The 12,122-nt window shown below is 31.7% G+C and carries 13 protein-coding genes; all 13 read left to right on the forward strand.

What is annotated here, in order from left to right; all coding sequences use genetic code 11:
- Positions 1–169: 169 nt before the first annotated feature.
- The 13 genes from V5784_RS01115 (at position 170) to V5784_RS01175 (ending at position 11,686) form a co-directional block, all read left to right on the forward strand.
- Entirely contained in the window at positions 170–862 is a 693-nt protein-coding gene (locus V5784_RS01115) for a 5'-methylthioadenosine/adenosylhomocysteine nucleosidase (protein WP_336887207.1), read from the forward strand.
- A 26-nt stretch (positions 863–888) separates the two neighbouring features.
- Complete coding sequence (locus V5784_RS01120; protein ID WP_336887208.1) at positions 889–2,121, forward strand: folylpolyglutamate synthase/dihydrofolate synthase family protein; 1,233 nt, start codon at positions 889–891, stop codon at positions 2,119–2,121.
- 4 nt (positions 2,122–2,125) lie between these two features.
- A complete protein-coding gene (locus V5784_RS01125) occupies positions 2,126–2,320 on the forward strand; it encodes a hypothetical protein (RefSeq protein ID WP_336887209.1) in 195 nt (64 codons plus the stop codon).
- 34 nt (positions 2,321–2,354) lie between these two features.
- Positions 2,355–4,259: an HPr(Ser) kinase/phosphatase gene (hprK, locus tag V5784_RS01130; protein ID WP_336887210.1), complete on the forward strand. Its 1,905-nt coding sequence runs from the start codon at positions 2,355–2,357 to the stop codon at positions 4,257–4,259.
- A gap of 26 nt (positions 4,260–4,285) precedes the next feature.
- Positions 4,286–5,155, forward strand: coding sequence for a YitT family protein (locus V5784_RS01135; protein ID WP_336887211.1), 870 nt, complete (start codon positions 4,286–4,288; stop codon positions 5,153–5,155).
- 54 nt (positions 5,156–5,209) lie between these two features.
- On the forward strand, positions 5,210–5,584 hold the full coding sequence (gene folB / locus V5784_RS01140) for a dihydroneopterin aldolase (protein WP_336887212.1): 375 nt from the start codon (positions 5,210–5,212) through the stop codon (positions 5,582–5,584).
- Complete coding sequence (gene folK / locus V5784_RS01145; RefSeq protein WP_336887213.1) at positions 5,571–6,461, forward strand: 2-amino-4-hydroxy-6-hydroxymethyldihydropteridine diphosphokinase; 891 nt, start codon at positions 5,571–5,573, stop codon at positions 6,459–6,461. Before folB ends, folK begins: the two co-directional genes overlap by 14 nt.
- Entirely contained in the window at positions 6,454–7,467 is a 1,014-nt protein-coding gene (locus tag V5784_RS01150) for a bifunctional oligoribonuclease/PAP phosphatase NrnA (protein WP_336887214.1), read from the forward strand. Before folK ends, V5784_RS01150 begins: the two co-directional genes overlap by 8 nt.
- Positions 7,467–8,384: a CsgG/HfaB family protein gene (locus V5784_RS01155; protein WP_336887215.1), complete on the forward strand. Its 918-nt coding sequence runs from the start codon at positions 7,467–7,469 to the stop codon at positions 8,382–8,384. Before V5784_RS01150 ends, V5784_RS01155 begins: the two co-directional genes overlap by 1 nt.
- Position 8,385: 1 nt before the next feature.
- Positions 8,386–9,213 carry a hypothetical protein gene (locus V5784_RS01160; protein WP_336887216.1) on the forward strand — a complete coding sequence of 276 codons (828 nt, stop codon included), beginning with the start codon at positions 8,386–8,388 and terminating at the stop codon, positions 9,211–9,213.
- Between the two features lie 15 nt (positions 9,214–9,228).
- Entirely contained in the window at positions 9,229–9,546 is a 318-nt protein-coding gene (gene sepF / locus V5784_RS01165; RefSeq protein WP_336887217.1) for a cell division protein SepF, read from the forward strand.
- A 141-nt stretch (positions 9,547–9,687) separates the two neighbouring features.
- The gene (locus V5784_RS01170; protein ID WP_336887218.1) at positions 9,688–10,647 is read left to right on the forward strand and encodes a carbohydrate kinase family protein; all 960 of its coding nucleotides are present in this window, start codon (positions 9,688–9,690) and stop codon (positions 10,645–10,647) included.
- Positions 10,648–10,861: 214 nt separating this feature from the next.
- The gene (locus V5784_RS01175) at positions 10,862–11,686 is read left to right on the forward strand and encodes a helix-turn-helix transcriptional regulator (protein WP_336887219.1); all 825 of its coding nucleotides are present in this window, start codon (positions 10,862–10,864) and stop codon (positions 11,684–11,686) included.
- Positions 11,687–12,122: the final 436 nt, after the last annotated feature.

The raw sequence follows: 12,122 nt of genomic DNA on the forward strand, positions 1-12,122 counted from the left end.
AGGTATATTAATTTTTATAATAACGATAGAGGACATAGTTCTTTAGATTATGAAACACCTGCTAAGGTATATTTTGGTACTCAAAAAATTGCTTAAGTTTTTTCATAAACTGTTTGACAAACACGACCACCATATTTTATATAATAAATAATTTAGGAGGATATAAAAAATGATAGGAATAATTGGTGCTATGCACGAGGAAATAATAGAATTAAAAAATATGATCTCAAACTTAGAGGAAGAAAAAATCCTGGATCTTACCTTCTACAAGGGGACTATAGAAGGTAAAGAAATTGTGCTAGTAGAGGGAGGAATAGGAAAGGTAAATTCATCTGTAAGTACTACTCTATTAATCGATAGATTTAAAGTAGATCAACTTATTTTTACAGGAGTAGCAGGAGGAACTAACCCTAACATAGAAGTAGGAGATATAGTTATCTCAAATGAACTTATAGAGCATGATTTTGATTGTACGGCTTTTGGGATGAAACACGGAGAAATCCCTAGAATGGATACCTCTATCTTTAAATCTGACAAAAGATTGATTAAAATAGCTGAAAAAAGTGCTTTAGAATTATTTGATCAAAAAAATATTTATATAGGTAGAATAGTAAGTGGAGATGTATTTGTAGCTGAACCTAAAAAGATCAAATGGTTGAGAGAAACTTTCAACAGTGAATGCACAGAGATGGAAGGAGCAGCAGTAGCCCATGTTTGTCATCTATTCAAAATTCCATTTGTAATAATAAGATCTATCTCAGATAAAGCAAATGATGATGCTAAAACAGATTTTTGTGAATTTGTAAAATTAGCAGCTAAAAACTCTAAAAATTTAATTGTAGAAATGATGAAAAGAGTATAATTTATAATAAAAAAGGAAGTTTAATTATGAATATAGATAAAACCTTAGAAGAGCTTTATTCTCTTACTAGTATGGGAATAAAATTAGGACTAGATAATATAAAAAACATCTTAGAATTAATGGGGAATCCTCAAGATAACTATAAAATATTACATATTGCAGGAACTAATGGTAAAGGTTCCACAGCAACTATTTTAGAAGCCAGTTTATTGGAAGCAGGTTATAAAGTAGGGAAATATACCTCTCCTCATATTGAAAAATTCAATGAAAGGATTGTGGTAAATAAGAAACAAATATCTGATGAGAAAATATGTTCTTACTACAAACAAATAAGAACCTTAATTGAAGTCAATGATCTGCATCCCACCTTCTTTGAAATCACTACTGCAATGATGTTTGATTATTTCAAAAATTGTGGCTGTGAATACGTAGTTTTAGAGACCGGTTTAGGAGGAAGGTTTGATGCAACCAATGTTTGTCATCCTGAAATTTCGATAATCACAAATGTATCCATGGATCATGTAAATATTTTAGGAGATAATCTGAATGATATAGCCCGTGAAAAATGTGGAATTATCAAAGATAGCCCTGTGGTCATTGCTGACTCTAAGCCAGAATTAATAGCTGCTGTTGAGGAAAAAACCAAAGACTATGTAGATGTGATAAAAAAATATAGTGATATAAGATTTAAACTGACAGAAGATTTTGGAACTAAAATTTATATAGGTAATGTGGAATTCAATCTGTCTCTTTATGGGAAATATCAAATAAATAATTTTTTAGGAGCCTATGAAACATTGAAAAAAATAGGTGTATCGGATAAAAATATACAGGATGCAGTACCAAAAGTTTACTGGCCAGGAAGATTTGAAATTTACTCTAAAGAAAATCCCCTCATAATACTAGATGGAGCTCATAATGTAGATGCCGCATTTAGATTAAAAGAAAACATCTTATCTAAATATAAAAGAGAAGATGTAGTTGTCATGGTTTCTATTTTAGAAGATAAAGATAGACATGGAATATTAGAGGAAATTTCAGAGTTTAGTAATGAAGTAATATTTACATCGTTAGAAGATTTCCATAGGGGAACCTCAGGTAATGAATTGTTAGATTTAGTGTCTAGCTTTAAGAACCAAAGGGTAGAAGACGACCTGGTAAAAGCTTTTAGTCTAGCTAAAAAAACAAAGAAAGTTATAGTTATCTGTGGTTCATTTTATCTGTTGTCTAAATTCAAAAAAAATATTCAAATGAGGTAGAATTATGAGGAAAAAACAAATTTTATTTTGGAGAACCATCTTGATTTTGATTGTTATTTTTGGAATATTTTTTATAATTAAAAATATTTCAGAAGATAAAAAACAAAATATAGATAATAATGAAAAAACAGTTGAAAAAAAGATAGAATTAAAGATTAGACCAGATGATTTCTATAAACAAAAGAAAGATGAAAATTAGTCACAAATGACACCGATAAACAATAGGGGGACTTATGATTAACAAATTTATAAGATTATCAAAACTAGTAAAAGCTTTTGATTTCACCGTAATCTATGGGGGATTGGATGATTTAGAGAGAAAGATTTTACTTCCTACAGTACATAGAGTAGGAGCAGAATTAACTGGCTTTTTAATTGAGGGAGATGAACTCAACAAGCAGCTACATATCTTGGGACCGGAAGAAATGAGGTATATAGAGTCCCTCTCCTCAGAAGTAAGAAAGGACAGATTGAAAAAATACTTTTCCTATAATTTTCCTTGCATCATCGTAGCCTGTGAAAAGGAGATTCATCCTGATTTTATAGAATATGCTATAAAGCATAATAAGCCACTCTTGACTACTCAAAATGAAACTGCAGTTGTCATAAGGAAATTAAAATATTTTCTCCAAAGAAAATTAGCACCTGAAATACGATTGGAGGAACACGTTTTAGTCGAGATTCTGGGAATAGGAGTTTTGATAGGTGGTTATAAAGATGCAAAAATTGGGACTACCTTGGAATTAATTGAAAGGGGACATAAGTATATCACCGATGAAAATTTAATTATAAAAAAAATTGGAACCGATACCCTATTGGGGGAAAATGGATTTGATAAGAGTAATGTAAAAACACATTTTTTCTTAGGAACTGGTAATGAAAATATAGATATCACCAATAATTATGGAATTATTGCAACTAGGAGAACTATGGAAATAAACCTATATATTAATTTAGAAAAATGGGACAAGAAAAAATTCTATGATAGATTGGGAATCGATAAGATATTCGAGAAAATCTTAGGAGTTAATATACCTAAGTTGACTCTTCCTGTACGAAAAGGAAGAAATCTAGCTGTAATAATCGAAACTGCAGCTATAAATGAAAGGTTGAAAGAAATTGGGATGAATTCTTCTGAATATTTTTTAGAAGAAACTGCAAAAATGATCGCTTTTAACAAAAAAAATAAAAAAGGTGATGGGATGAATAAAAATGTTTTGACAGTAAAAAAAATAGTCGACGAATTTAATTTAAAAGTTATGACGGGAGAGGAGTTTTTAGAAACAACTTATATAACTAAAACAGCACTTCATAATCCAGCTTTGGCACTTTCTGGATTTTACGAAGTCTTCTATAAAAATGGATCTAAAAGTTTACAACTATTTTCCCAAGGGGAACTAAATTTTTTAAAGAGTCTAGATGATGATGTTAAAGCTAAAAATTTAAACAAATTTTTTGACTTTGACTTTCCTGCTATGATCATAGCAGGTGCAGAGGATATTGAAAAAAGTTTTATTGATTTGTCTAGAAAAAAAAATAAGATTATGTTGGTCTCTGAGCAAACTTCTACTCAATTAACAGCAGATTTAAATCAATTTTTAGAAAAAAAGTTTGCTCCTAAAATTACCATGCATGGAGTATTTATTGAGATGTTTGGATTCGGTGTACTGCTCACAGGAAGAAGTGGGATAGGTAAGAGTGAGACAGCTCTAGAATTAATTCATAGGGGACATAGATTGATTACAGATGATAAGGTGACGTTTCATGAACACCCCGGTGGAACGGTAGTGGGAAAAGCCGATAAGATACCTTATTTTATGGAACTTCGAGGAATAGGAATCATAGATATCAAGGCTCTCTATGGACTAGGGTCTGTAAGAAAGGAAAAAAGATTGGATGCGATCATAGAACTGAAAGAATTAAAAAACGATGAATATTTAACTAAAACTTCTACATTTAGAGGTGTTGAGGTAGAAGTTTTAGGTCATTCTGTAGATCATGCAGAACTCTATATAAGTTCTGGAAGAAATGCAGCTACGATGGTAGAAACTACCATCATGAATTTAATAGCTATCAAGTATGGTTATGATCCTGAAAAAGCATATAAAGGTAAGGTCAGACATGAAGAGTTTATATAAAATATAATTTAGGAGGGAAAAAAGAAATGAAAAGAAGGGTAAAAACATTGGCTATCGATTATTTTGTAATTAATTTAGGACTTATTATAGCTGCAATTGGAATAGGGTTATTTATAGTTCCTGCAAAGATAGTTAGTGGTGGGGTAACAGGAATAGCAACCATACTATATTACACATTAGACATGTCTATTGGGACTAGTATGTTGTTTATCAATATCCCATTATTTTTAATAGGGGTTAGAATTCTTGGGAAAGAATACGGTGCTAAAACATTGTTTGGTATCATAATGTTGTCATTTTATATAGATCTATTCAGAAAGATTATAGGACTCGATAATGTAATAGATTTTACAAAGGGGAGTAATTTTTTATTGGCACCACTCTTTGGAGGTATTTTACTAGGAGTGGGTCTAGGGCTGGTTTTAAAATTTGGTGGCAGTACCGGTGGAACCGATATTATAGCTCAGGTGGTTAATAAAATTACCAAGATACCAGTGGGTTATGGTATGATGATCAATGATACGATCGTTATACTCAGCGGAATAGCTGTTTTTGGAATAGAAAAGGGATTATATGCAATCATTGCAATGTTTACAACTAATGTAGTTATCAATAAGATCTTTGAAGGTGTAGGATATACTAAGATGGTCTATATCATAAGTGATCATTATGAAGTTATAAGAGAAATAATAATAAATGATATAAAAAAAGGTGGAACTGCACTAACAGCAAAGGGAATCTATACAGAGGAGAGTAAATCAATGATTATGACTGTCTTAAAAAACAAGGAGATTAGAGAACTTCAGTCTCTTATAAAAAGAGTGGATCCAAATGCATTTATGATCATATCAGAGGTTTACGAGGTATTAGGTGAAGGGTTTAAAGCATTAGATTAGGCAACGTGATATTTATAATCATGGATAGTTAAAAAAAGCTCTTGGAGGAGAAAAATGGACAAGATAATAGTAAAAAATATAAAGGCATATGGATATCACGGTGCTTTGACCGAGGAAAATATATTGGGGCAAAACTTTTATGCTGATGTAATCTTATATAAATCATTACAGAGAGCCGGCCTTAGAGATGATCTGAATGAAAGTATAAGTTATGTAGATGTATATTATGATGTAGAAGATATCATAAAGAATAAAAAATTTAAACTGATAGAAGCTTTAGCTGAGATGATAGCCCATACCTTACTAGTAAAATATAGTATAAAAAAGGTAGATGTAGAGATAAGAAAACCTGGTGCTCCTATAAACGGAAGTTTTGACTATGTAGGAGTGGGAATAAGTAGAGAGGCAAAAAACTATGAAATGGACTAGAGTTTATCTCAGTATGGGATCTAATATAGGGAATAAATACTACTACCTTTTAGGAGGTATTTTTGCCATATCTCAAATAAAAAAAACTGTGGTTACTGCCATCTCAAGGTTTTATTCAACGGATCCAGTAGGATATCTAGAGCAAGATGATTTTTTAAATTGTGCAGTTGAGATTAAAACCCAGTTGCTACCCTTTGAACTCCTCAGAGAACTTCAAAGGATAGAACTGGTGCTAAAGAGGGAGCGAAAATTGAAATGGGGGCCTAGAACCCTAGATATAGATATTATATCCTATGGAAACCTCAGGTTAAACAATGAGGATCTGATTATACCACATCCTAGATATAAGGAGCGTAATTTTGTATTAATTCCCCTTTTAGATGTGGTTAGAGATAAAACTTATATTCGTTCTATCATAGATTATAGCGATAGAAGTGTCAGACTAGAGAAAAAGATATCTCTCCTAATCAGTAGTTGTCTAAGGGGCAGAAAAACTTCATATAAAGGCACAGCTAGTTATAATTATATTGTAACCAAACTCTTAAAAGATAGATTTGAATTCATAGAAATTTGTCCCGAAGTAGATGGAGGCCTTAGTATTCCTCGTCCATCAGCTGAAAGAAAGGATGATAAAGTGATAAATATTGAAGGTGTAGATGTCACCGATGAATTTCAAATCGGAGCCACTAAAGCTCTGGAAAAAGCATTAGAAAATAATATAAAACTGGCTCTATTAAAGGAAAAAAGTCCGTCTTGTGGAATAGATACTATATATGACGGAACTTTCACGAAAAATATTGTTCCTGGAAATGGAATGACAGTGGATAGACTCCTACTGGAAGGAATAGACATGATTGAGGTGAATAAGGATGAATAATAAGTTTAATGAAATATTAGAAGTTATAAAAAAAAGTAATCGAATATTGATTACGGGACATACCAGCCCTGATGGAGATGCCATAGGGAGTGGGTTAGCTCTACTTTTAGCTCTAAATAAATTAAATGAAGCTTTGAGAAAAGAAGCCAAAGAGAGGAATGAGATCTATATAGATAAAACTCTAAGATTTATTTTAGAGGATAAAATCCCTAAAAATTTAAAATTTTTAACCCACTCTATCCTCATTGAAGAATTAGAAAACTATGATTCGAAATATGAGTTTGACCTTATGATCTGTCTTGATAGTGGTAACTTTGACAGAATTGGAAGGGTAGGAGAATTAAAGGGAGAAAATACTAAAGTTATAAATATTGATCACCATATCAGCAATGACAGATTTGGAGATTATAACTATGTTGGAGATATTTCATCTACTTCTGAGATTTTGTTCGATTTTTTTAAAGAAATAAAAATTGAATTAGACCATGGAATAGCAGAATCACTCTATATAGGTATAGTCAATGATACTGGTAATTTTAAACATTCAAACACTACTGAAAAGGTCTTTAAAACAGCTTCCGAATTATTGGGATATGGAGTGAAACCAGACGAAATTATAAAGAATTTTTTCAATACTAAATCTATGGAAAAATTAAAGTTAAGAGGTAGAGTTTTATCTGACTTTAAATTTGTAGATAGTCAAAAGTTGGTGTACTATTATATTAGTGAGGCAGAACTAACTGAATTAGGAGCTGATAAAGGTGATACAAGTGGTCTAGTAGAACTCCTCCTTTCCTACGAAGATGCAAGTATATCTCTTTTTCTTAGAGAAGATAAGGGATATATCAAAGGAAGTTTTAGATCTAAATATGATGTAGATGTAAATGCCTTGGCTGGTCTTTTTGGTGGCGGTGGTCATATTAAGGCTGCTGGATTTAAAACTAGTAAAACTTCAGATGAAATACTGGATATAATAATTAAAAATATGAGCTTAGGAGGTAAATAATGAAGAAAAAATTATTAATAATTGCTCTGTTAGCATTAACACTAGGAGCTTGTTCAAACAATGGCACATCTAATGTAAGAAAAGATAATAAAATTCAAAGTATGAGGAATTATGATTCTGTACAAGGGGTAGTATCTCCTAAAAGAAAAGTTGTCATAGCTGAATTTAAAAACCAAACTAGATTTGGGAGTAGAAGACTGGGAAATAATTTAACCGATGTTATCACTACAGAGTTGGTAAAAAGTAACAGATTTATTGTTCTTGAAAGGGAGGATCTAGCCAAAGTGATGCAGGAGATAAATTTTTCTAATACTCTGGGACAGGGACAGTTAGCATCTGAGAGAAAATTCCAGGATGCAGACTATGTTATTACAGGTGCAATCACTAAATATTCTGTAAATACCACTGGGAGTAAAGGTGTCATCTCTACGACTAAGACTCAAAGAGCCGAGATATCATTTGACATGAAGATGATAAATGTAAGAACTGGGGAAGTAGTATTATCTGACCAAGGTGAGGGTGTCTCAGATGTTGAATACGGGACAACTCTAGGTGTAGGCAGTACAGGCGGATATGATGAAGGTCTAGAACAAGAAGCCTTTAGAGCAGCAGCTATAGACGTTATGGATAATATCATAGAGACTGTGGATAAAACACCTTGGATGGCAAATGTAGCCAAAGTATCTGGAAATAAACTCTATATCAATGCAGGGCGAAAAAGTAACGTGGAGATAGGGACAAAATTAGGTGTCTATAAACAGGGGGAAAAAATCGAATTTAACGGTAAATTCTTAGGATTCGAAGAGAATAAAGTAGGAGAAGCAAAGGTAGTGGATTATTTAGGTGAAGATGCAGCTATCTTAGAGTATAAAGGGGAAGCTTTCACCATTCCTGGCATAGTAAAGTTGATGAAGTAATATGAAAAAGTATAAGTTATTTTTATTATTTATTCTCTTAATATTTATAGGTTGTACACCAAAGCAAGATTTTGTATTAAAAGCTATCCCGTCAATGTCACCGGCTAAACTGGCAATTTTACCTATCAATAATAATACAAATGATGTAGCCGGAGGATTTATCTTTCGAGAGGTAGTTTACAATAATTTTGAACAAAATAATCATGGATACGATATTCAGGATCTAAAAAAAACTGATAAACTCCTAAATGAAGCAGGGGTAACAGATGGAGGACAGTTACAATTTTTGAGACCCATCGAGTTGTCTGAGATCTTAGGGGTGGATGGTCTCCTGTATACAGACTTGGATGAGTTAGATTTTATGACCTATCCCTACTATCATACTCGTTCTGTCAAGGGGACTTTTTACCTATATAATTTTGAAAAATTGGTTTGGGTAAGGCCAATCAGAATAGCTATAAAATATTTTGGGATTAGCTCGGCAATAAATACCATAAGTGGAGCAGTTAACGGCGATTCTGATCAACTAAATGATGGGATGACTCAGGCGGGAATAGATATAGCCATCCATCAAGGAATAAAATATGCGACTATTGCAGGTTTTAATCATGAGTTAGCTCCGGAGATGGCCTTGGTGAGTAAAAAATTATTGGATGTCATCCCTAGGGGAAGCGGGTCTGATCTAGTTTATGTCAAAAAAAGTGAAGATGAGGTAAAATATCTTCGTGAAAAAATAAGTAATAAAGAATCTATAGTCACCGATGAGATGTATATAGAAAAGAAGGAAAAAATCGAGGTGTTGGAAGAGATTATTCCAATATTTAATTAAAGAGGGAGTGACAATATGAGCGATATTATTTTTATAAAGCCTAAAAGTTTTGAAGATTCTAAAAGAATAGTAAATTATATTGTAGAAGATAAAATTTTACATATCAATTTAACTTCATCAGATAAAAAATTGTACCAAAGAATATTAGATTTTATAAGCGGTGCAATCTATCTAAAGGATGCTAAGTTATTGAATCCTGCAGAAAATGTATATCTTTCTATACCAAAAGAAACTTCATTTTCTTGGGGTGGAGAGAATGAAGAGGGAAAAAATAAAGTTAGTCTAGTAGATTTAAGATATGATGAAGAGGAAGAAATAAAGCCAGTTTTTTAAGGATTTGTTAATCATAAAGAAAGTAAAATTAAAATTTTGGAATAGAAAACGAGACTTCAATATACTATACTTCTTTAAATTGTTTTGAAAATATGATAAAATAGATAGTATTTTTTAAAATAAAGAAGTAGGGAGTAGTTTATGTATAAAAAAAATAAACCATATATCTTGGTATTTGGAGCATCAGTTGTAGACATATTTAGAATTTGTAATATTGGAGTAAAATATAGAGTGAAAGATTCTAATCCTGGAAAAGTAAGGATGACCTTTGGTGGTGTCTCTAGAAATATCGCAGAAAATATGGCTAGAATTGGTTTAAATACTAAGTTTATTTCTATCCTAGGAGACGATGAAAAGAGTCGTGCTATGTTAGATCATTCAGAGTTGATAGGGTATGATATGGAAGATTCTCTTATTTTAGAGGGAGGAAGAACACCGAGTTATTTGGCTATATTGGATCAATTTGGAGAAATGGTTTCAGCAGTGGCTGATATGGAAAGTATCAATGCTATGAATACAGATTTTATTGATTCTAAATCTCATTTAATTGAAGATGCAGAATACACATTCTTAGATGCTGATGATCCCGAGAATTTAGAATACATTTTAAAAAAGTTTATTGGTAAAACTAAATTTATTTTAGATCCAGTATCTTCTGAAAAGGCTAATAAAATAAAGCATTTAATCGGATATTTCCATACAATAAAGCCAAATAAGAATGAAGCTGAAATTTTGACTGGGTTTTCTATAGATACCGATGAAGATCTAAAGAAAGCCGGAGAATATTTCTTAAACCTAGGTGTAAAAAAAGTATTTATAAGTTTAGATTCTGAAGGAGTATACTATACCGACGGAATAGAAAGTAAAAAAGTTAAAGCTTGTAATGTAATCGTTAAAAATGTAACTGGTGCAGGGGATTCCTTTGTAGCTGGGTTAGGATTTGGATATATGAATGATATGGATATGGATGAAATTGTAAAATTTTCTATGACTATGTCTATTATTACCATTGCCTATGAAGGGACCATCCATCCCGATATGGATCTTATGAAAATTGCTAAAACTATGAGTGCAGTTTTATGGGAAGAAAAAATCATCTAAAAATAGATAGATAAATTAAATAATTGAAAAAAGAAGGAGATTCTAAATAGAATTTCCTTCTTTTTTTCAGAAAAAACCGATATAATTGTGTGGAAACCCATGGCTGTATCGCTAATTGTCGTAAAAGTAGAAGCAAAACCAAAAATACAATTGAAATTGATTTTGATAGAAGGGATAGAGTATACTTAAAATAAAGAGTAAATTAAGGAGAAATATGAAAGCAAATAAAAAAGAACTTATGAAAGTGATTACAGTAGAAGATAATAATCTGAAAAGATTTGTGAGCAGATACTGGATATTTAAAAAAACTGGAAAGGATGAAAAGATACCAAAACTTTTCCCCATGGTAAGCACTCATATCCTAATGCACTTAGAGGATGAGTGCGTTTTTGAAATTATAGGAAAAAAGATAGGAGAAAGGGGGAATCAAATACTTCATCCTATCACTAATATATGTGAAGTTTTTTATGGATTAAACACTCACCTAATTGGAGTAGAACTATCTATCCAAGGATACTATTACCTCACGGGAGATACTCCTGAGGGAAAGATAGATACTATCGAACCACTCAAAGAAGTAGATCAAGACTTAGATAGATTTGCAGGTGAAATTACAGAGGATTTAGCAGAGGGGAATTTTCGAAAATTAGAAGATTATCTAAAAAAAAGGTTTGAAATATATTATACAGATGAAGATGCAAGGATAGTATACAGTGCAGCCAAAGAAATGGATAGAGATCAAAAAATATCAGAACTGGCTGAAAAATATAATATCAGTGTTAGGACTCTGGAAAGAAAATTTAAGAAAAATACAGGGCTAACTCTAAAAAAATATCAGCTTATAGTAAGATTAAATAAGCTCCTTGAGGACATATATATGACTGAAAATATAAACTGGAGTGAGTTAGCTTTAAATCATGGTTTCTTTGACCAGGCTCATATGATAAGTGTCTTAAAAAAATATCTAGGAAAAACACCTAATAAGTATCTGGAAGTTAGAGATCTTATTGGTGATCTATTTGTAATTGACAAAAGATAAAAACAGACTCTCAGGGATTACCCGAAGAGTTTGCTAATTTATTCAGTAATCAATATTAGAAAGATCTAAAAAAGTTGATTGTCTGATTTTTAATACTGATATATTTTTAAAATGAGACGGTATATATTTTGTGATAACACTCATAGCCACTCTTCTCAAGTGTCCTTTGAGAACCTATATTATCAGCTATTGTAGAGCATATTGCTTTATATCCTTTTTCATCGAACTCTTTTGAGATGATGCTGACAATATAAGTCGCTAAGCCTGGGTCTGTCTCATATTTTGTGTAAACCTCCAAATTAGTGTAAACTACAATCACATTAATTTGGAGGTTTTTTTATGAGAAAAAGAAGAAAAGATTTATCCCCTGATGAATTAGCACGAAAAGAGCTAATTAGAGAATATCTTAGTAGAACACCTAATACCAGTTTGGATT

It is taken from the genome of Psychrilyobacter sp., assembly GCF_037132775.1.
Lineage (GTDB): Bacteria > Fusobacteriota > Fusobacteriia > Fusobacteriales > Fusobacteriaceae > Psychrilyobacter.

What these genes read in the sequence shown, in the direction of transcription:
- V5784_RS01115 (WP_336887207.1), top strand. Translation starts at nt 170, where the DNA reads ATGATAGGAATAATTGGTGCTATGCACGAGGAAATAATAGAATTAAAA.
- V5784_RS01120 (WP_336887208.1), top strand. Translation starts at nt 889, where the DNA reads ATGAATATAGATAAAACCTTAGAAGAGCTTTATTCTCTTACTAGTATG.
- V5784_RS01125 (WP_336887209.1), top strand. Translation starts at nt 2,126, where the DNA reads ATGAGGAAAAAACAAATTTTATTTTGGAGAACCATCTTGATTTTGATT.
- hprK (WP_336887210.1), top strand. Translation starts at nt 2,355, where the DNA reads ATGATTAACAAATTTATAAGATTATCAAAACTAGTAAAAGCTTTTGAT.
- V5784_RS01135 (WP_336887211.1), top strand. Translation starts at nt 4,286, where the DNA reads ATGAAAAGAAGGGTAAAAACATTGGCTATCGATTATTTTGTAATTAAT.
- folB (WP_336887212.1), top strand. Translation starts at nt 5,210, where the DNA reads ATGGACAAGATAATAGTAAAAAATATAAAGGCATATGGATATCACGGT.
- folK (WP_336887213.1), top strand. Translation starts at nt 5,571, where the DNA reads ATGAAATGGACTAGAGTTTATCTCAGTATGGGATCTAATATAGGGAAT.
- V5784_RS01150 (WP_336887214.1), top strand. Translation starts at nt 6,454, where the DNA reads ATGAATAATAAGTTTAATGAAATATTAGAAGTTATAAAAAAAAGTAAT.
- V5784_RS01155 (WP_336887215.1), top strand. Translation starts at nt 7,467, where the DNA reads ATGAAGAAAAAATTATTAATAATTGCTCTGTTAGCATTAACACTAGGA.
- V5784_RS01160 (WP_336887216.1), top strand. Translation starts at nt 8,386, where the DNA reads ATGAAAAAGTATAAGTTATTTTTATTATTTATTCTCTTAATATTTATA.
- sepF (WP_336887217.1), top strand. Translation starts at nt 9,229, where the DNA reads ATGAGCGATATTATTTTTATAAAGCCTAAAAGTTTTGAAGATTCTAAA.
- V5784_RS01170 (WP_336887218.1), top strand. Translation starts at nt 9,688, where the DNA reads ATGTATAAAAAAAATAAACCATATATCTTGGTATTTGGAGCATCAGTT.
- V5784_RS01175 (WP_336887219.1), top strand. Translation starts at nt 10,862, where the DNA reads ATGAAAGCAAATAAAAAAGAACTTATGAAAGTGATTACAGTAGAAGAT.